This window comes from Actinoplanes regularis, from assembly GCF_900188005.1.
Lineage (GTDB): Bacteria > Actinomycetota > Actinomycetes > Mycobacteriales > Micromonosporaceae > Actinoplanes > Actinoplanes regularis.
The window spans coordinates 1-18,008 of the sequence record NZ_FZNR01000023.1; the positions used below are offsets into that span (position 1 = coordinate 1).

The window sequence follows — 18,008 nt, forward strand, 5'->3', positions numbered from 1 at the left end:
TCGTGGGCGTATGTCGACGAGCGGATTCTCCGGCCGGACAAATCGAGCCAGGGCACCGCTGCGCCCAAAACAATGTTCCGGAATAGGCAATTGAACACGCGGAAATCCTTGCTGACCATTTTGGAAAGGCATCTCTTTTCACATGAAGAAGACGTGGGTTCGTAAGACGCTGAGCGTCGGAATCATGGCTGCCGGAGCCCTCCTGCTGGCCCCGGCGGCTGCCCAGGCCGGGGTCAACCAGGCCTCGTCCACCAGCCTCGACGCCCTGAACGGCCGCCAGTTCGTCGCGCCGGCCACCATGCCGGTGAACATGAAGGGCGACGCCATCGGGCTGGGCGGGGTCTCCTCCGCGAACGGCGAGGCCGCCCAGGCCGCCGAAGCCGGCCTGTGTGGCATCTACTGCGGCAGCACCACCTGGGGCCTCAACGGGTACAACGCCTTGCACAACTTTGCCCACGGGGGTGGCTTCACCGGCGTCGGGTACCTGAACGGGCTGCAGCAGGTCGCTCCGCTCGTCGCCCCGATCAGCTCCTGCGGTAGCTCGCTCACCGGGCTGCTGGGCGTGTCCTGCGCGGGCCACGGTGACACCCTCACCAACGTCGTCGTGGTCCACCAGGCGTCGGTCGGCGTGGACAGCAGCTGCGCCGACGCCTGCGTGGACACCCCCCTTGTCAACCCCGACTGCGTGGACGTCGACTGCGCTGCCTTCCCGCCCGCGGTTCCGGTCGTTCCGCCGGTCGGTGGCGTTCCGGTCGGCGGCGTTCCGATCGGTGGTGCCCCGATCGGTGGTGCTCCGATCGGCGGCGTTCCGATCGGCGGTGCCCCGATCGGTGGTGCTCCGATCGGTGGCGCTCCGATCGGTGGCGCTCCGATCGGTGGCGCTCCGATCGGCGGTGCCCCGATCGGTGGCGCTCCGATCGGTGGTGCTCCGATCGGTGGCGGTGCTCCGATCGGTGGCGTCCGGGGCGACCACGGCGGGCACAAGGGCCACAAGCCCGTCCGCGGTGCCATCAAGGGCGTCAAGGGCTACGGCGGCGTGAAGAACGCCAACCGGGGCCACGTCAAGGGCGTCAAGGGCGGCTACGGCGCCCCGAGCGGCAACGTCAAGGGCGTCAAGGGCTACGGCGGCGTCAAGAACGCCAACCGGGGCCACGTCAAGGGCGTCAAGGGCGGCTACGGCGCCCCGGGCGGCAACGTCAAGGGTGTGCAGGGCAACCAGGGCTACGGCGCCCCGGGCGGCAACGTCAAGGGCGACCGGTACGGCGACGAGACCGGTGGCCGTAACTCGATCGAGAGCATCTCGACCAGCAGCCTGAGCGGCAGCCTGGGCGGTATGGACCTGCTCGGCAGCCTGGGCTGATCCCACGCCGGTGGCGTCGTCCCGGGCGCCGTCGGCGGACCGGCGTTCCTCCACAGCGCCGGCAACGATGAACGGGAGTGCTCGCACACGCGGGTGCTCCCGTTCGTCGTTGCCGCGGATCTTCGTTTGAGATAACCTAACGCTCGTTAAACCCTAACGAGCGTTAAGCTCGATAGAGGGTTGTGGAACCTGAACTAGGGGGAGCGATGGACGGCGACGCGCTGGCGCAGGTCCGCAAGCGTGTGCTGGCCGGCGGCGCGGAGCGGTATCACGCCGCGAACGCGGCGAAAGGCAAGCTCTTCGCCCGGGAGCGGGTCGCGCTCCTGGTGGACGACGGTTCCTTCGTGGAAGACGGCCTCTACGCCAACAGTCTGGCCGAGGGATTGCCGGCCGATGGCGTGATCACCGGAGCCGCCCGGATCGACGGGCGCGACGTGTGCGTGATGGCCAACGACTCCACGGTCAAGGCCGGTTCATGGGGCGCCCGCACGGTGGAGAAGATCGTCCGGATCATCGAGAAGGCCTACCAACTCGGTGTGCCGATGGTCTACCTGGTCGACTCGGCCGGCGCCCGGATCACCGACCAGGTGGACCTGTTCCCCGGCCGGCGCGGAGCCGGAAAGATCTTCCACACCCAGGTCAAGGCGTCCGGCTCCATTCCCCAGGTCTGCGCCCTGTTCGGGCCCTCCGCCGCCGGCGGTGCCTACATTCCGGCCTTCTGCGACGTCGTCGCCATGGTCGAGGGCAACGCCAGCATGTACCTCGGCTCCGACCGCATGGTCGAGATGGTCACCGGCGAGAAGACCACGCTCGAGGCGATGGGCGGCGCCCGGGTGCACTGCGCCGAGTCCGGCGTCGGGCACTTCCTCTGCAAGTCCGAGCGCGAGGCGCTCGACGTCGTCCGCACCTACCTGTCCTATCTGCCCACCAACTGGACAGAGCGTCCGCCTTCGGCGTCCGCGTCCGGTCCGGCCGGCGTCGATCTCGCCGCGCTGGTCCCGGCGAGCGAGCGGCAGGCGTTCGACATGCGGAGGTACGTCAAGGGCCTGGTCGACGAGAACTCCTACTTCGAGATCCAGGCGCTGTGGGCGCGGGAGCTGACGGTCGGCTTCGCCCGCCTGAACGGCGAGGTGGTCGGTGTCCTCGGGAACAACTCGATGTTCAAGGGCGGCGTCCTCTTCGTCGACTCGGCCGACAAGGCGAGCCGGTTCGTGCAGCTCTGCGACGCCTTCAACATCCCGCTGCTGTTCCTGGCCGACGTGCCCGGCTTCATGGTCGGCTCGGCCGTGGAGAAGCAGGGCATCATCCGGCACGGCGCCAAGATGATCACCGCCATCTCCGAGGCCACGGTGCCGAAGATCTGCGTGGTGGTGCGTAAGGCGTACGGTGCCGGCCTCTATGCGATGGCCGGTCCCGGCTTCGAGCCGGACGCCACCATCGCGCTGCCCACCGCGAAGATCGCGGTGATGGGTGCCGAGGCCGCGGTCAACGCGGTCTACGCCAACAAGATCGCGGCGATCGAGGACCCGGACGATCGGGCCGCCTTCATCGCCGAGCGACGCGCCGAGTACGAGCGCGACATCGACATCATGCGCCTGGCCAGCGAGCTCGTCGTGGACGCCGTGGTCGAGCCCGGCGACCTGCGGGCCGAGCTGATCCGGCGCTTCGCCGCGGCGCGCGGCAAGGACCGCACGTTCTCCCGCCGGCGACACGGCGTCAATCCGGTCTGAAGCTTTCGTCCCACGAAAGAAGCGTGTTTCGATCATGGTTGATTTCCGGCTCGGTGACGAGCTCGAGGAGTTGCGCGCGAGCGTCCGGCAGTTTGCCCGCGAGCAGGTGGCGCCGGTGATCGCCGACCACTACGAGAACAAGACCTTCCCGTACGACGTGGTGCGCCAGATGGGGAAGATGGGCCTCTTCGGTCTGCCTTTCCCGGAGGAGAGCGGCGGGATGGGCGGCGACTACTTCGCGCTGTGCATCGCGCTGGAGGAACTGGCCCGGGTGGACAGCTCGGTCGCCGTCACCCTGGAGGCCGCGGTCTCGCTCGGTGCCATGCCGATCTACCGGTACGGCACCCCGGCCCAGCGAGAGCGCTGGCTGCCCGCGTTGCTCAGTGGTGAGGCGCTGGCCGGTTTCGGTCTCACCGAGCCCGGTTCCGGGTCGGACGCGGCCGGGATCACCACCCGCGCGGTGCTCGACGAGGCGACCGGCGAGTGGGTGATCAACGGGAACAAGGCGTTCATCACCAACTCCGGCACCGACATCACCTCCCTGGTCACGGTGATGGCCGCGACCGGTACCAACCCGGACGGCAGCCGCGAGCTCTCCACGATCATCGTTCCGTCGGGCACGCCCGGCTTCACCGTCGCGCCGCAGTACTCCAAGGTCGGCTGGTGTGCGTCGGACACCCACGAGCTCTTCTTCGACGACGTCCGGGTGCCGGCGGAGAACCTGCTCGGTGTGCGGGGCCGCGGTTTCGCCCAGTTCCTGAGGATCCTCGACGAGGGCCGGATCGCGATCGCCGCGCTCTCCGTCGGTCTGGCCCAGGGCTGTGTCGACGAGTCGGTGTCGTACGCGAAGCAGCGCGTCGCGTTCGGCCGCCCGATCGGCGACAACCAGGCCGTGCAGTTCCTGATCGCGGACATGGAGCTGCGTGCCCACCTGGCGCGACTCGGCTACTACGACGCGGCCGCCCGGATGCTCGCCGGCGAGGACTTCAAGCGGTACGCCGCGATCGCCAAGCTGAACGCCAGCAATGCCGCCATGGAGAACAGCCGGTACGCCACCCAGGTGCACGGCGGCTACGGCTTCATGAACGAGTCGGCGGTCGGCCGCTTCTACCGGGACGCCAAGATCCTGGAGGTCGGTGAGGGCACCTCCGAGGTGCAGCGGATGCTGATCGCGCGCGGTCTGGGCCTCTGATACCGGGAGTCCACTTTCCGACAAACCGGGCTTTCGGGTTCACCCCGATCGAATTCGATGCCTAGTTTCGCAGGATGGCGTCCGATCAGGGCTTCGGTGCCCTGCTGCGCAACCATCGGCGGCGCGCCGGCCTGACTCAGGAGGAGTTGGCCGACCGCGCCGCCATCGGCGTTCGTACGGTCCGTGACCTCGAGCGCGGCCGCGCCAACCGCCCACAGCGGATGACCGCCGAGCTGCTGGTCCGCGCCCTCGGCCTGACCGGTTCCGATCGGGACGTGTTCCTGGCCGCCGCCCGGGGCCGGCTCACCCGCGAGACCCCCTTCCAGCGGGCCGCGCCGAACGACGAGCTGATCGGTCGGGACGCCGACGTCGCCGAGCTGGTCGGCCGCCTCTCCACCGCCGGGTCGCGGGGGACGACCCTGGTCGGAGTCCCGGGGTGGGCAAGACGAGCCTCGCCACGGTGGTCGCGCACCGGCTGGCCGGCGCCTATCCGGGCGGGGTGGCCGGCGTCGCGGTGGCCGACGACTCCACCGCGGATGAGCTGCTCGGCAGCGTGGCGGCCGGGTTCGGGGTGACCCGGCCGCAGGACCTGACCGGCCGGCCGGCCCTGCTCTTCGTGGACGGGGTGGACCGGGCACCGGCGGCGGTCGGTGCGGCGATGGCTGAGCTGCTGAAACAGGTGCCGCGGTTGCGCTTCCTGGCCACCGGACGGCAGCCGACCGGGCTGGCCGAGGAGCGGGTCTGGCCGGTCATCCCGCTCGCGACCCCGCCGGTGACGTTGTCGGCCGGCACGGTCGCGGAGCTGGTGCCGTACCCCGCGATCGGTCTGCTGCTGGAACGGCTGGGCCGGGTGCGCCGCACTCGCCTGGCGCCGCAGGAGATCGCGCCGCTCGCGGCGCTGGTCCGGCATCTCGGCGGCCTGCCGCTCGCGATCGAGCTGGCCGCGGCGCGCGGCCGGGTTCTCACCATCCCGGAGATCCTCGGCAGCTATGCCGACCGGTCGCCGCGGGCCGTCGTTCCGTTGCAGGTCGTGGTGGCCGAGAGCTATCGGTTGCTCGCGCCCGCGGAGCAGCGGGCGCTGCGGTTGCTGGCGATGTTCCGGCATCGCTGGTCGCGAGCGTCGGCGGAGGCGCTGCTGGACACGTTGGACGGTGAGCTTGCCGACGTGGTGCACCTGCTGGATCGGCTGGTCGCCCTGGGCCTGCTCAGTGTGAGCGGTGATCATGCCGTCCGGTTCCGGCTGCCGGCCGCCGTGCGGGATTTCGCCGCCGATCAGGCGGCGGCCGAGGGTGAGCTGGAGGACGCCCGGAAGAGGCATGCCCGGCTGGGGCCGGACACCGGTTCCGGCTATGGCGTCGTGCCTTAGCGGCAGGTCCGGGGCCCGGGCGCGGCGTGCGCAACCGGCGTGATTCGTGCCCCCCACGCGCGCCGGTCGCCGCTACGCCGCGCCCTTACACGGCGAGAACGAAGACTCCCCCGTAAGCCCCGTACATCGCCTCGATCGCGCCGCATCCCCCAGGGCCGCAACAGTAGCCCGGCCGCACGTGACGCCCAGGGAATTCGCCCCTTCTGCCGGTGGTTCTGCCGGTCGGTCAGGCCGGCGTGTCCGTTTCTGAGCTTCCGGCGGTGGCGCACGGGTTGACCGCGTCCCGGATCGTCCGGAGCGAGTCGAGCAGATCGTCGAACCGGTCCTGCGGGAGAAGTCCGACATACCACCGCTGGACCAGCTCGAGGTGCCCGGGCAGGACCTGGGCGAGCCGCTCCTGCCCGACCTCGGTGATCACCGCGTAGGAGCTGCGGCGGTCGCTCGCGCACGCCTCGCGGCGGACCAGGCCGTTGCGCTCCATCCGGTCCACGACCCGGGTGACACCGCTGGTGGAGAGCGTGGTCTGCCCGGCCAGGTCGGTCATCCGCAGGCGGTCGCCGGGCGAGCGGGCCAGGCGCATCAGGACTTCGAATTCGACCGGAGAGAGCCGGTGCTCCTCGAACTGTGCGGCGAGGCGGTTCATCAGACCCGTGTAGGCCTCGGCCAGCAGGCCGACCGCGGTGAGGCGAGGGTCGTCCAGATCGGTGTTCACGGAGTCGACTCTAGCAGGCACTTGACAAGAGGAATATTGCGGAGCATATAGTTGCTCCGTCAGACAAGCATCCCGCTAGAGACTTCGAGAGAGGAACCGTCATGACCGTCAGCACTCGTGAGTTCGAAGGTCTGCAGATCCCGGCCGCCGGCACCTACGAGCTGGACGCGGCGCACAAGCGGGTCGGCTTTGTCGTGAAGCACCTCATGGTCAGCAAGGTCCGTGGGCAGTTCGCCGAAGCGTCCGCCACGATCGTCGTCGGGGAGAACCCGCTGGAGTCCTCGGTGACCGCGTCGATCAAGACCGCGAGCGTCGAGACCGGCCAGGTCGACCGCGACAACCACCTGCGCACCGGCGACTTCTTCGAGGCCGAGAAGTACCCGACCATGGAGTTCCGCAGCACCGGCATCAAGTCGCACGCCGGCGCCGAGTTCGTCCTCGACGGTGAGCTCACCATCAAGGGCGTGACCAAGGCGGTCGAGCTCGTCGTCGAGTTCGAGGGTGCCACCACCAGCCCGTATGGTCAGCACCTCTTCGGGTTCAGCGCGCACACCGAGATCGACCGGGAGGACTGGGGCCTGACCTACAACATGGCCCTGGAGACCGGCGGCGTGATGATCGGCAAGAAGGTCAAGATCGAGATCGAGGGCGAAGCGATCCTCCAGGCCTGATCACGGCACCGTCCACAGTCGAGGCGCCATCCGGTTCTCCGGGTGGCGCCTTGATTCGTCTAGCGGTAGCCGCCCGGGGATGGGAAGGTGGACCGACAGTATCCGCTTGTTCACAGCGTGGTGATCGGCGTCCGTTTCGTCTCCGACCGGAACGAGAGGGCACCATGGGCAAAGATCTGGCACACGCGATCGTTCCGCCCGAGGATCGCATCCGTTTTCGGTACAAGGTGCGCCGCTGCCTGGACGTGCTGGGTGAGTTGCTGGACGCCGAGGTCTTCGACACCGGGACCGGCATGACCGGCTTGGAGATCGAGATCAACCTCGTCGACGCGGAGGCCGGCCCGGTGATGCGCAACGCCGAGTTGCTGGCCGACCTCGCCGATCCGCGCTTCCAGGCCGAGTTGGGCCGGTTCAACATCGAATTGAACGTTCCGCCCAGGCCGATCGCCGCGGAGGGCTTCGGCGCGTTCGAAAAAGACATTCTGGATGCTTTGCGTACGGCCGAGGAGCGCGCCGGCAAGGCGGACGGCCGCCTCGCCCTGATCGGGATGCTGCCCACGCTCACGCCGGAACACCTGATCCTGGCGAACCTGTCGGAGAACGAACGGTTCCGGGCGTTGAACGACGAGATCGTCGCCGCCCGGGGCGAGCAGTTCCCGCTGGACATCCGGGGCGTGGAGCGGCTCCGCAGTGCGAGCGGGACGATCGTGCCGGAGTCCGCGTGTACCAGCGCGCAGTTCCATCTGCAGGTGCCGTCGGACGATTTCGCGCGCTACTGGAACGCCTCGCAGGCGATGGCGGCGGCGCAGGTGGCGCTCGGGGCGAACTCGACGTTCCTGCACGGGCGCAGACTCTGGGCGGAGACCCGGATCGCGCTCTTCGAGCAGGCCACGGATACCCGGCCGGACGAGCTCAAGGCGCAGGGGGTGCGGCCGCGGGTCTGGTTCGGCGAGCGCTGGATCACGTCGGTCTTCGACCTCTACGAGGAGAACGTCAAGTTCTTTCCCCCGCTGCTGCCGTTCCTCGGCGAGGAGGATCCGGCCCAGGTGCGGTCGGCCGGCGGGATACCGCGGCTGGCTGAGCTCTGCATGCACAACGGGACGGTCTATCGCTGGAATCGTCCTGTATACGACATCATGGATGGTAAGCCGCATTTGCGGGTGGAGAACCGTGTGCTGCCGTCCGGCCCCACCGTTGTGGACCTGATGGCGAACGCGGCCTTCTACTTCGGGGTGGTGCGCCGGCTCGCCGAGGCGGAGCGGCCGGTCTGGTCCCGCTTCGACTTCGGCACGGCGGAGGCGAACTTCCGCGCCGGTGCACGAGACGGACTGGACGCGACGGTCTACTGGCCGGGGCTCGGCGAGGTGGAGGTCGTGGATCTCGTCCTGAATACGCTGCTACCGATGGCGTACGACGGACTCGATCGGTTCGGGGTGCATCCGGCGGAGCGGGACAGGTTGCTCGGCATCATCGAAGGACGGTGCCTGACCAGGCGGAACGGGGCTTCCTGGCAGACCTCGGCGGTGCGCGCCGCGGAGCGTGGCGGGCTCAGCCGCAAGGACGCCCTGCGCGCGATGACCCGGCGCTATCTCGACCTGCAGCATTCGAACGAGCCCGTGCACACCTGGCCGTCCGACGACTGACCGGGTCAGTCCTTGGGATTGATCCGGGCGACAGGCGGGTTGACCGGCGGCGGGGTGATGGTGGGGCGGGTCGCGGCGTCCTTGCGGGCGGCGGCCCGCTTCGTGGCGTTCTTGCTGGGACGGGCGGCCGCGGCGAGCTCCGGGTCGGCGAGCCCGTCGTCCTCGGCCGGTTTTGCGGGAGCGGGGGTACGCGGCGCCGGCGATTCCGCCGGCTTGGACGCGCGCGGCTTGCGGGTGCGACCTTTCGGCTCCGGGGTGGCCTGTTCGCCCGGGTTCTCCTGACCCGTTCCCGCGGGGCGACGTTCGCCGAAGAGAAGCCAACGGCGCCGACCCGGCTTCTCGGCGGGTGACGCCGGTGCGGGCTCGCCCTTCGCGGCCGGCTCCGCCTTGGTCGCGACCTTCGGGGCCGGCGGCGGCGTCGGTTTGGGGGCGACCCGGGTAGTCGGCTTGGTGCTGCCGGCGGCGACGTCCGGAACCTCCGCGCGGGTGGGGCCCGCCGGGAGCGACAACGGCGGATCGGTGGGACTCGGGCTGGGCCGGCCGGGTCCCCGGGTCAGAGAGACGGTCAGGGCGGAGCCGGCCAGTCCGGCGAGGACGGCGTAGGGAGCGATCAGGTAGGCGGACTGGAGCGGCCCGGCCGGCTCGGTGAACAGTGGCGCCAAGGCGATGAAGGAGATCGCGACCAGGAGCGGGCCCACCGCGCCGGAGGTGGCCGTGCCGAGACCGCGGTCGCCCCGGCGGGCCGCCGGCCAGGCCAGGACCAGGCCGATCACGAACGCCGCGGCCAGCGTCAGGATGGCGCTGGGCCAGTAGATCCCGCCGTGCCGGATCGGGCTCTGGGTCTCGGCGAACTGCCAGCTGGTCAGGTAGGTCTCGAGTTCGCGGCCGCTGGCCAGTTCGGCGGCGACCCCGGCGATGGCGAGAGCCCACAGCCAGGCCGCGGTGCCCAGCAGGTTCGCGGCGACCGGGGCGGAGGAGACCGCCCAGAACGCCACCGCCAGGCCGGTTACCAGGCCGATCAGGGCGTAACCGACGGCGACCAGTTGGGGCGAGTGGCCGGTGACACCGACCGGTAACACCACGGAGCGCGCCGGCAGCGCGACCAGCGCCACGGAGACCAGGGCCCCGAGTGCCGACGCGGCGGAGAGCGCGATGCGCCAGAGGGTTCGCCAGGGGCCGGGCTGGTCGGTACGCATCCGGCCGGCGATCACCGCGCCCAGGACCGTCGCGCTGGCGGTGACCCAGGTGGCCCAGCCCAGGCTGTTCAGCCAGGTGCTGTCCGACGCGGTCGCGACGGCCGGCCACTCGATGACTCCGAGGCCGTAGCCGAGACCCAGTTGTGCGGCGCCCGCGCCGGCGGCGATTCCGGCTGCCGCACCGGCCTGTGTTGTCCAGCCCTTCTCCGCCATGCCGGGCACTGTACTGGCCGTTGCCGATGTCCGCGAAAATACCCAGCCTGGTCACGCCACGGATCGCGTTGCTCACGGATCCCCGGGTACTCCATGATTCGATACCTTGACGCTGCTACGAGATCGAGTGCGCGGAGCGGAGGAGGGGCGATGCCGGACGAGCGCCAGCCGAGCCGGGACGGCGATGCCTCACGCCCGGACGAGACCGTCGCCGACGACGCGACCCAGATACAGCCGAATCAACCGTCCGGCCGTCCCCGATCGGAGGACACCCCGACCGCGGAGACCCGGCCGACGTCTCCGCTCGGTGGGTGGGATCCGGATCCGCGCGGCACGGACGACAACCCGTGGAAGGGCCGGGCCATGGTTCGCCCCCCGTCCACCGACGACGACTGGACGTCGGCCGGGCCCTTGGAGGAGCCGTCCGGTCACTGGTGGATGCCGATCGTGGTCGGCATCGTGAGCCTGCTGTTGCTCGGCCTGCTCGGGTACGGCATCTACCTGATCGTGGGGGGCTCCGGGACCGACCTGAAAACGCCACCGCAGGTCCCGACACAGACCCGCGCCACCGCGACGCCGACGGCCACCACGCCCACCACCGAGCCCACGACCCCGACGTTCAGCACGGTGCCGACGACCGAGCCGACCGTCACCGAGGTGACCGTGCCGGCGCTGCGTGGGCTGCCACTGGCGGATGCGAAAGCGGTGCTCGACAGTGTCGGCCTGGGATACCGGGTCCTCCAACTGCCCAGCGACGCGGAGCCGGGCACGGTCATCGACTGTGACCCGGCCGAGGGCCAGGCTGTCCCGCCGGACAGCAAGATCGCCCTCGTCGTCGCGGCCGCGCGGACGGGCAGCCCGGCCTCGACGACGACGGCACCGACCGGCGGCGCCACCACCGAGCCCGACGAGGACTGACGCGTCCTCGGCGTCGGGTCGGCTCAGCGGGGCGTACGAATCGGCCGGGCCGGGATCACGTTCGGGCGGGTGGCCGGCTGACGGCCGTTCCGGGCCCGCGGGTCCGGGGCCTTACCGACCGGCCGTAAACCGTTGACCTGCACAAAGATGGAGCGCCGTTCCACTGCGTCGCCAGCGGAGTTGAGTTCGTAGCCATCGAGCCAGACCCAACCCTCGTAGGTCGGCCAGTCATGAACCCGGATGACCCGGAAGAGCATCGGTGATGCGAATTGGACGCTGGCCGCCTTCGTCACGTGGATGACATCACCGGACCGAGGAAGAAGCACGTCATCTCCTGCCCTGAGACTCTTTGCCTGATGAGTTTTGCTGGATTGACTTGTGACACAGATGCACCAGTCTGCCCGGCTCATGCACCTTTGCAAGCCTTCGACGATGCCAACCATCGAAGGAGGTTGCAGAACGTCACCATCGCCGATCCTGCCACCCAGGTCTCAGGCGGAAGTCCATGTGGGACCCCCGGTGGCTCGGCACCCCGTGTCGGACGTCATTTTGGTGTGTTTGCGTCGGACTTGGCCGCATCACTCAAGAACGTTACGTGATGCAAGCCATACGGAAAGATTGCACCACCAGTGTCGTCGATGCAAGTTGCATGTCCTTCTTCCGTGATCCTCAGTGATCATGGAACAGCGCTCGGTGATCTTTGAGATTTCGCAGGTGGAGTCGATGTGGGCGGATATTGCCACGTGATCCACAGTGTATGGATCATTTCGGACATAAATTAGTAAAGGCTGACAATCGCGGCTCAAACGCGGCTGAACTGGCTGGATTCAAGTTGTCCGATGGGATTAACCCGAACGGAGAAGCTCGTTCAGGATCGCGCGTCTCGCCGTGCCCGTGGTCGTTACTGGATTCAGAACGGTCCCATCGATCATTCGGCGGCACTCGATGAAGCCGGCCCGCTGAGATCGGTACACCTCTGGACGGAGGAGCCATCGTGGAAATCAAGGTCAAAGGTCTCCGGGTCGACCTGAACCAGGCGCAGTGGTTCAAGAGCACCCGAAGCGGCGCGGACAGCGACAACTGTGTCGAGGTGGCGTTCATTGACGACGCCATCGCGGTCCGGGATTCCAAGAACCCGTCAGGGCCGGCGCTGATCTTCACTGCGGCCGAATGGGACGCCTTCGTGCACGGTGCCAAGGACGGCGAATTCGATCTCTGAGCCGTTCGAATGGTTCTCGCGGCCGGCTCGGTGACCTGCGCCAACGAGTCGGCTGCGGCTATTTGTCCGCTTTTACCGTCGCTGAGTGCGGCACGCCTCGTTGAATGTTCCAAGCGCGGACCGGACCGCGCTGACCGCCGGGACGAACTTTCAACGAGGCAAGGCAGTGAGATGACGATTGGTTCGGACAACCTCAACAACGGCTCGTCGACGGCGCAGGACCGGTTCAGCGGGGGCGTGAGCGCCTACCGGCAGGGGCGGCGCGAGGCGCTGACCGGCGACTACACCGACGGCGAACTGCTGGCGCGGCACAGCTCGGGGCTGCCGACCCGGTCGCCCGGACGGTCCCACAGCCTGGAGCCGACCAGCGCCCTGGACCGGGCGGCGAAGCTGCCCTCACTCGATCTGCAGGGCCTGACCGAACCGGTCTTCGCCGTTTCGGACTGGAGCGACGGCACGCCGGCGAACACGTCGATGGCCGACCACCCGCTGCTGCGGGGCCTGCTCCTCGAGCTGCCCGCCCGCGGCACCCTGCCGAAGTCCGACTGGCTCGACCGCTGGTTCGAGGCGGCCCGCTCCATTCTGGAGCTGCTTTACGTGCAGGAAGCGAAGCTGAAGCAGCACTGACCCGACGTACCCGACCGCGGCCATGGGCCGCATCGCGCGATCGACCCAGCGGGGCCCGGAACCGACCATGCTTCGACAGCCGGTTCCGGGCCCCGCTACATCGACTTCCAGGGGCGTAGCGGTCGTGAGCCGAGGGCGACACCGGTAAGTACAGTGAGGCGACTGTGGCGGAGAGCGGCACGGATGCCGATCGCCGACACCGCGATCGCGACCACGGTGATCGCGATGCCGGCCATGCCGGTGAAGCCGTCGGTGGCCGGGACACCGTGGCCGGGCAGGTGGACCAGGCCGGCCGCGAGCGGCAGGCCGACGATCGCGGCCAGGCCGGTGACCTGTAGCGACGCGGTGATCAAAGGGTGCGCCGCGGCGGCTCGCAGGGCGGGTGGCACGGGAGCCAGCGGGGCGGTCGCGAAGGCGCCCGCACCCCGGCGCACCCGGCTCAGTCTGCGAACGCCCATGGTCAGCACGACCATCGCCGGCGCGGCCGGGAGCAGGGCCGCGGCGGGTGCCGCCGAAGTGCCCGGCAGCAGCCCGGTGACGACCGGCACCGCGACGAACAGCGCCGCCCCCGCACTGATCAGGGCGGTGAGCAGGACGGCCCGGCGACGCATCAGTCGCGCGCTGCCGACCGTCGGCAGCCCCTCGGCCAGCAGCCCGGCGGCGAGCCAGACCCCGGCGAGAGCGCCGATCAGAATCACGTCCACAGCGGTGTTCACATCGACAGCGTTCACCCGTCGAGGGCCCGCCGAAACCGGGATATGCCCCCAAGACGTACCCGTAAGGGTGTGGACGAAGGGCTCGCCGGAGATGTGACCTGTGCCCCATTGTCGCCTGCCGGACGAAAAAGATCATCCGCGTCCGAAGACGCGGATGATCGAAATTCCCGGGGTGTACGACCTCAGACCGCGAAGCCGTGCACCGGCTCACCGGTCGGAGCCGCCGGCGTCGCCTTCCACAGCCCGGTCTTCTGCGCGGCGAGCCGGCTCAGGTAGGCCGGGTTCAGCAGTACATACCGCTTCCACAGCCGCTTCGGCTCCAGCCCGAGCCGCCACAGCCACTCCAGCGCGTACTTCTGCATCCAGGCGGGCGGGTTCTTCAGCAGCCCGGCGTGGTAGTCGAACGCCGCCCCGACGGCCAGCAGCGGCATGTCCAGCAGCGGCCGCATCGCGTACGTGAAGACCTCCTGCCGCGGGCAGCCCAGCCCGACCAGGACGATCCGGGCTCCGGAAGCCTTGATCCGCTCCGCGATCTCGGCCTCCTCGCCCGGCTGGGCGCCACGGAACTTGGACGCCTCCACCCCGGCGATCTTCAGCCCCGGGAACATCCCCAGCAGCGCCGGCACCAGCCGGTCCAGCGTCGGCTGGGTCGACCCGTACAGATAGATCGGAAGACCTTCGGCCGCGGCGCGCTCCACGACCTTGAGGGTCAGCGTGGGCCCGTAGACCCGGTCGGTCAGCCCGGCGCCGTGCAGCAGGTTCAGTGCCCACCGCACCGGCTGCCCGTCCGGCGTGACCAGGTCGAACGAGTTGAGCCGGGCGCCGTGCGCCGGATCCTCGACGCCCGTCATGACACCGTGCACGGCGAGCGCGGTGACCGCGTACGGCCGGCCCTCCCGTGCCGCCGAGATGATCCGCTCGGTGGCCGACGCGTAGTCGGTCGCATCCACGAGCACCCCAAGCACGTTGCGCTTCCCCTGGTCCACCCCAGACGGCACAGCGGTCACGACTACACCCCAACGCTCAGAAGGAACTTCCACCCCAACAGGCGGGCGAGCTTACGCCAGCCCGAACTTCACCCGATCGTTGACACGTGGCGTGCGCCGCCGGGCGTCGTACCGGAGAAGGGTCTTGATCAATCGCGAGGCCCGAAGGGCGAGCCACCCACCGTGAGTAGTGACATGTGGCGTTCACCTCAGCCACCGGGAGGCGGGGAGCAGATATGACGAGGGCGACCCCGGTCCGCGTTTCCGCGGACTTGGATCGCCCATTCGTGCTCGTGGGGATGGGGGGAGTTGAACCCCCACGTCCTTTCGGACACACGGACCTGAACCGTGCGCGTCTGCCATTCCGCCACATCCCCATGTGACTTGGTCGGTGAGGATCGTATAACCAACCTCGGTGACCTTCGAAACCGCCCCCTGCGGGGCTGCTTCGGGTTACTGCGTGCAACAGACTACGCTGTCGCGAGTAGTCATCGAGGTAGTACCAACCTGGCCCAGTATTAGCCGGGCCCAGTGCCAACCGAAACTCGATTACCACCAGAGTTGATATCGCCCCGCGACGGAGGAAACACTAGCACGGCGTCGTGGGGCGTCATACGAGGGTCAGAAGTGCCGGCTGCTCTTGGGCTGCAGATGCGCAAGCGGCGGCCGGATACCATCATGTCCTCGGAACCCGAGGAGGAGCCGGTGAGCGTGCTGCAGCGCTTTGAGAAGCGATTGGAAGGCCTTGTCGAGGGGGCCTTCGCGAAGGTCTTCAAGGGTGTCGTGCACCCTGTGGAGATCCTGAATGCCATGCAGCGGGAGGCCGAGGCGCACAAGGCCATTCTCGCCGGTGGCCGCACCCTCGTGCCCAACCGCTATGTAATCGATCTTTCGCCGTACGACCACTCCCGCCTGGCGCCGTACGCGGCCGCCCTGGCGCAGGAGCTGGCGCAGTCCCAGGCCGAGTTCATCGGTGAGCAGGCCTGGACGGTCTACGGCGACGTGATCGTCGAGATCGAACGTGGCGAGGGCCTGGACACCGGCATGTTCCGGGTGACCGCGGAGGTCTACACCGGTGGCGAGGTCGCCCCGGTGCAGCAGCCGGCCTACGACGCCGGCCCGCAGTACTCGCCGTACGACCAGCACGGTGGCGGCTACCCGCCGCACGGTGGTGGTCACGGCGCCCCGCGCAGTGTCGGTCTGGTCTCCGGTGACGGCCGGACCTACCCGCTCCAGATGGGCTCGACCGTGATCGGCCGGGGCGACCAGGCGAACCTGCGTCTGCCGGACGTCGGCATCTCGCGCCGGCACGCCCGGCTGGACTACGACGGCAACCAGGTCGTGCTGACCGACCTCGGCTCGACCAACGGGACGATGGTGAACGGCCAGCGGGTCTCCGCGGTGGCGCTGAACCCGGGCGACATGATTCAGCTCGGGACCACCACGCTGACCTTCCGAGTGGACGGCTAGCGGCGTTGCCCGAATTCGTCCTCACCGTCGCCCGCTTCGGCTTCCTGATCCTGCTGTGGATCTTCGTGTTCACAGTGGTCGGGGTGATCCGGCGGGACCTCTTCGCGGGGGTCCGGTCGAAGAGCATCGTCGCCAGCCCTCGGGGGGTGGGTGGCGCGATCCTTCAAGGCCGGCCTGCGAAGGCGAAGCGCGGTAAGGCGGCACGGCAGTTGGTGGTGACCGCCGGCCAGTTGGCCGGTACCCGGATCACCCTTGGCGAGGCCCCGATCACGATCGGTCGCGCCGAGGATTCGACCCTGGTCATCACCGACGACTTCGCGTCGGCCCGGCACGCCCGGATCGTGCCCCGGGACGGGCAGTGGTTCGTAGAGGACCTCGGCTCGACCAACGGCACCTACCTCGATCGCGGTAAGGTCTCCGGACCCACCCCTGTCCCCCTTGGCGTCCCGATCCGGATCGGACGCACTTCACTCGAGTTACGGCCATGACCCTGACCCTGCGCTATGCCGCTCAGTGCGACCGCGGTCTGATCCGAGACCTGAACCAGGACTCCGTCTACGCCGGGCCGCGGCTGCTTGCCGTCGCGGACGGCATGGGCGGCATGGCCGCCGGTGATGTCGCCTCCAATATCGTCATCGCCGCGATGGCGCCCCTCGACGACGACGTTCCAGGGGACGCGCTGGTCGACGCCCTGCGGCATGCCGTCGGCACCGCGAACCAGCAGTTGCGGGACACCGTCGACGCCAACCCGCAGATGGAGGGCATGGGCACCACGCTGACCGCGGTGCTCTTCACCGGCAGCAAGTTCGGCATGGTGCACATCGGTGACTCACGTGCGTACCTGCTGCGCAACGGCGAGTTCGCACAGATCACCAAGGACGACACGTACGTCCAGATGCTGGTCGACGAGGGCCGGGTCAGCCCGGAGGAGGCGAGCAGCCACCCGCAGCGGTCGCTGCTCACCCGGGCGCTGGACGGCCGGGACATCGACCCGGAGTACTCGGTTCGCCAGGTTCTCAAGGGTGACCGGTACCTGATCTGCAGCGACGGCCTGTCCGGGGTGGTCAGCGGCGAGACGATCGGCCAGACCATGCGGGAGATCGCCGACCCGAAGGCCTGCGCCGAGCGGCTGGTGCAGCTCGCACTCCGCGGCGGCGGCCCGGACAACATCTCCGTGGTGATCGCCGACCTGACCGACGCGGACATCGTCGAGCAGGCGCCGATCGTCGGGGGTGCGGCCGCGTCCGACCGGGGCAACACCACCATGGCCGACGCCTCGACCCCGGCGTCCCGGGCCGCGGCGCTCAAGCAGCAGCCACCGCGCCCGGCCCAGCCGGAGACCGAGGGGTACGACCGCGACCCCGAGCCGACCGGTCACCCGGTCCGGACCAGCCTGCTGGTCCTGCTGGTGCTCGGCCTGCTGGGCGGCGGTCTCTGGGCCGGCTGGAAGTACACCCAGGACCAGTACTACGTCGGCGCGACCGAGGCCGGCCAGCTCGCCATCTTCCGCGGTGTGCCGGGGCAGATCGCCGGACTCGACCTGTCCGCGGTGAGCGAGACCAGCACGGTTCGCCTCGACGACCTGACCACCGTCGCCCAGGAGCGGGTCAAGCAGGGCATCCACGCCGCCAGCGAGAACGACGCCCGGGGCATGCTCACCGACCTGACCAGCGACCAGCCGTCCAACCCGAACCTGAAGCCGCTCTGTTCCGCGGTCAGCGCCGCGCCGACCGCCTCGAGCTCGCCTCGCCCGGCCGGCACCACCGCTACTTCGGCACCGGTGAAGGCGACTTCGGCGCCGGCCAAGGCGACATCGGCGCCGGCCAAAGCGGCGTCAGCGCCGGCGAAGGCGACTTCGGCGCCGGCCAAAGCGGCGTCAGCGCCGGCGAAGGCGACTTCGGCGCCGGCCGTCGAGCCGAGCGTCCAACCGTCCGCGAGCGCGTCCACTGCCGTCGACACGACCGACTGCCGGACCGCCGACTGAGCACG

Annotated in this window: 18 protein-coding genes and 1 tRNA gene; 13 read left to right on the top strand and 6 right to left on the bottom strand. The window is 69.3% G+C overall.

Annotated elements, in window-relative coordinates; translation table 11 throughout:
• The first annotated feature begins 184 nt into the window (after positions 1-184).
• The 5 genes from CHC09_RS36935 to CHC09_RS36950 all read left to right on the top strand — a co-directional run bounded on the left by CHC09_RS36935 (position 185) and on the right by CHC09_RS36950 (position 5,648).
• Positions 185-1,360: a hypothetical protein gene (locus tag CHC09_RS36935; protein WP_143232798.1), complete on the top strand. Its 1,176-nt coding sequence runs from the start codon at positions 185-187 to the stop codon at positions 1,358-1,360.
• A 206-nt stretch (positions 1,361-1,566) separates the two neighbouring features.
• Positions 1,567-3,090: an acyl-CoA carboxylase subunit beta gene (locus CHC09_RS36940; RefSeq protein WP_089297929.1), complete on the top strand. Its 1,524-nt coding sequence runs from the start codon at positions 1,567-1,569 to the stop codon at positions 3,088-3,090.
• A 34-nt stretch (positions 3,091-3,124) separates the two neighbouring features.
• Complete coding sequence (locus CHC09_RS36945; protein WP_089297930.1) at positions 3,125-4,282, top strand: acyl-CoA dehydrogenase family protein; 1,158 nt, start codon at positions 3,125-3,127, stop codon at positions 4,280-4,282.
• A 74-nt stretch (positions 4,283-4,356) separates the two neighbouring features.
• Entirely contained in the window at positions 4,357-4,857 is a 501-nt protein-coding gene (locus tag CHC09_RS48110) for a helix-turn-helix domain-containing protein (RefSeq protein ID WP_239138874.1), read from the top strand.
• A complete protein-coding gene (locus tag CHC09_RS36950; protein WP_239138878.1) occupies positions 4,743-5,648 on the top strand; it encodes a hypothetical protein in 906 nt (301 codons plus the stop codon). The genes CHC09_RS48110 and CHC09_RS36950 overlap by 115 nt, the downstream gene beginning before the upstream one ends.
• A 226-nt stretch (positions 5,649-5,874) precedes the next feature.
• On the opposite strand, the gene CHC09_RS36955 is transcribed toward CHC09_RS36950, so the two are convergent.
• Positions 5,875-6,360, bottom strand: a complete 486-nt coding sequence (locus tag CHC09_RS36955; protein ID WP_179277435.1) for a MarR family winged helix-turn-helix transcriptional regulator — start codon at positions 6,358-6,360, stop codon at positions 5,875-5,877.
• A gap of 101 nt (positions 6,361-6,461) precedes the next feature.
• Here CHC09_RS36955 and CHC09_RS36960 point away from each other — a divergent pair, with 101 nt between their 5' ends.
• Positions 6,462-7,031, top strand: coding sequence for a YceI family protein (locus CHC09_RS36960; protein WP_089297931.1), 570 nt, complete (start codon positions 6,462-6,464; stop codon positions 7,029-7,031).
• Between the two features lie 164 nt (positions 7,032-7,195).
• Positions 7,196-8,674, top strand: a complete 1,479-nt coding sequence (locus tag CHC09_RS36965) for a glutamate-cysteine ligase family protein (protein WP_089297932.1) — start codon at positions 7,196-7,198, stop codon at positions 8,672-8,674.
• 5 nt (positions 8,675-8,679) lie between these two features.
• Here the strand turns inward: CHC09_RS36965 and CHC09_RS36970 are convergent, their stop codons facing one another.
• Entirely contained in the window at positions 8,680-10,083 is a 1,404-nt protein-coding gene (locus CHC09_RS36970; protein ID WP_179277436.1) for a Hansenula MRAKII killer toxin-resistant protein 1, read from the bottom strand.
• A 150-nt stretch (positions 10,084-10,233) separates the two neighbouring features.
• On the opposite strand from CHC09_RS36970, the gene CHC09_RS36975 reads away from it, so the two are divergent.
• Positions 10,234-11,001 carry a PASTA domain-containing protein gene (locus CHC09_RS36975; RefSeq protein WP_179277437.1) on the top strand — a complete coding sequence of 256 codons (768 nt, stop codon included), beginning with the start codon at positions 10,234-10,236 and terminating at the stop codon, positions 10,999-11,001.
• Between the two features lie 23 nt (positions 11,002-11,024).
• Here the strand turns inward: CHC09_RS36975 and CHC09_RS36980 are convergent, their stop codons facing one another.
• The gene (locus CHC09_RS36980) at positions 11,025-11,327 is read right to left on the bottom strand and encodes a hypothetical protein (RefSeq protein WP_089297935.1); all 303 of its coding nucleotides are present in this window, start codon (positions 11,325-11,327) and stop codon (positions 11,025-11,027) included.
• Between the two features lie 674 nt (positions 11,328-12,001).
• On the opposite strand from CHC09_RS36980, the gene CHC09_RS36985 reads away from it, so the two are divergent.
• Both CHC09_RS36985 and CHC09_RS36990 read left to right on the top strand, forming a co-directional pair.
• A complete protein-coding gene (locus CHC09_RS36985) occupies positions 12,002-12,220 on the top strand; it encodes a DUF397 domain-containing protein (protein WP_373872022.1) in 219 nt (72 codons plus the stop codon).
• 171 nt (positions 12,221-12,391) lie between these two features.
• Positions 12,392-12,847, top strand: coding sequence for a hypothetical protein (locus tag CHC09_RS36990; RefSeq protein ID WP_089297937.1), 456 nt, complete (start codon positions 12,392-12,394; stop codon positions 12,845-12,847).
• Between the two features lie 95 nt (positions 12,848-12,942).
• Here CHC09_RS36990 and CHC09_RS36995 read toward each other — a convergent pair whose 3' ends face one another.
• The 3 genes from CHC09_RS36995 to CHC09_RS37005 form a co-directional block, all read right to left on the bottom strand.
• The gene (locus CHC09_RS36995; protein WP_239138873.1) at positions 12,943-13,563 is read right to left on the bottom strand and encodes a hypothetical protein; all 621 of its coding nucleotides are present in this window, start codon (positions 13,561-13,563) and stop codon (positions 12,943-12,945) included.
• Between the two features lie 182 nt (positions 13,564-13,745).
• On the bottom strand, positions 13,746-14,549 hold the full coding sequence (locus CHC09_RS37000) for a WecB/TagA/CpsF family glycosyltransferase (RefSeq protein ID WP_089297939.1): 804 nt from the start codon (positions 14,547-14,549) through the stop codon (positions 13,746-13,748).
• Positions 14,550-14,843: 294 nt separating this feature from the next.
• Positions 14,844-14,926: transfer RNA gene (locus tag CHC09_RS37005), tRNA-Leu, on the bottom strand.
• A 301-nt stretch (positions 14,927-15,227) separates the two neighbouring features.
• On the opposite strand from CHC09_RS37005, the gene CHC09_RS37010 reads away from it, so the two are divergent.
• From CHC09_RS37010 to CHC09_RS37020, 3 genes are read left to right on the top strand one after another with little or no spacing between them, the layout of a single operon-like run.
• Positions 15,228-16,019 (top strand): FHA domain-containing protein, encoded by a 792-nt coding sequence (locus CHC09_RS37010; protein WP_089298027.1) that lies wholly within the window; start codon positions 15,228-15,230, stop codon positions 16,017-16,019.
• A 5-nt stretch (positions 16,020-16,024) separates the two neighbouring features.
• Complete coding sequence (locus CHC09_RS37015) at positions 16,025-16,507, top strand: FHA domain-containing protein FhaB/FipA (RefSeq protein ID WP_089297940.1); 483 nt, start codon at positions 16,025-16,027, stop codon at positions 16,505-16,507.
• The gene (locus CHC09_RS37020) at positions 16,504-18,003 is read left to right on the top strand and encodes a PP2C family protein-serine/threonine phosphatase (RefSeq protein WP_089297941.1); all 1,500 of its coding nucleotides are present in this window, start codon (positions 16,504-16,506) and stop codon (positions 18,001-18,003) included. Before CHC09_RS37015 ends, CHC09_RS37020 begins: the two co-directional genes overlap by 4 nt.
• Positions 18,004-18,008 lie beyond the last annotated feature (5 nt).

Coding starts and splice junctions, on each gene's coding strand:
- CHC09_RS36970 (WP_179277436.1), bottom strand. CDS start 10,083: ATGGCGGAGAAGGGCTGGACAACACAGGCCGGTGCGGCAGCCGGAATC.
- CHC09_RS37020 (WP_089297941.1), top strand. CDS start 16,504: ATGACCCTGACCCTGCGCTATGCCGCTCAGTGCGACCGCGGTCTGATC.
- CHC09_RS36935 (WP_143232798.1), top strand. CDS start 185: ATGGCTGCCGGAGCCCTCCTGCTGGCCCCGGCGGCTGCCCAGGCCGGG.
- CHC09_RS36965 (WP_089297932.1), top strand. CDS start 7,196: ATGGGCAAAGATCTGGCACACGCGATCGTTCCGCCCGAGGATCGCATC.
- CHC09_RS36975 (WP_179277437.1), top strand. CDS start 10,234: ATGCCGGACGAGCGCCAGCCGAGCCGGGACGGCGATGCCTCACGCCCG.
- CHC09_RS36960 (WP_089297931.1), top strand. CDS start 6,462: ATGACCGTCAGCACTCGTGAGTTCGAAGGTCTGCAGATCCCGGCCGCC.
- CHC09_RS36945 (WP_089297930.1), top strand. CDS start 3,125: ATGGTTGATTTCCGGCTCGGTGACGAGCTCGAGGAGTTGCGCGCGAGC.
- CHC09_RS37010 (WP_089298027.1), top strand. CDS start 15,228: ATGTCCTCGGAACCCGAGGAGGAGCCGGTGAGCGTGCTGCAGCGCTTT.
- CHC09_RS48110 (WP_239138874.1), top strand. CDS start 4,357: ATGGCGTCCGATCAGGGCTTCGGTGCCCTGCTGCGCAACCATCGGCGG.
- CHC09_RS36990 (WP_089297937.1), top strand. CDS start 12,392: ATGACGATTGGTTCGGACAACCTCAACAACGGCTCGTCGACGGCGCAG.
- CHC09_RS36940 (WP_089297929.1), top strand. CDS start 1,567: ATGGACGGCGACGCGCTGGCGCAGGTCCGCAAGCGTGTGCTGGCCGGC.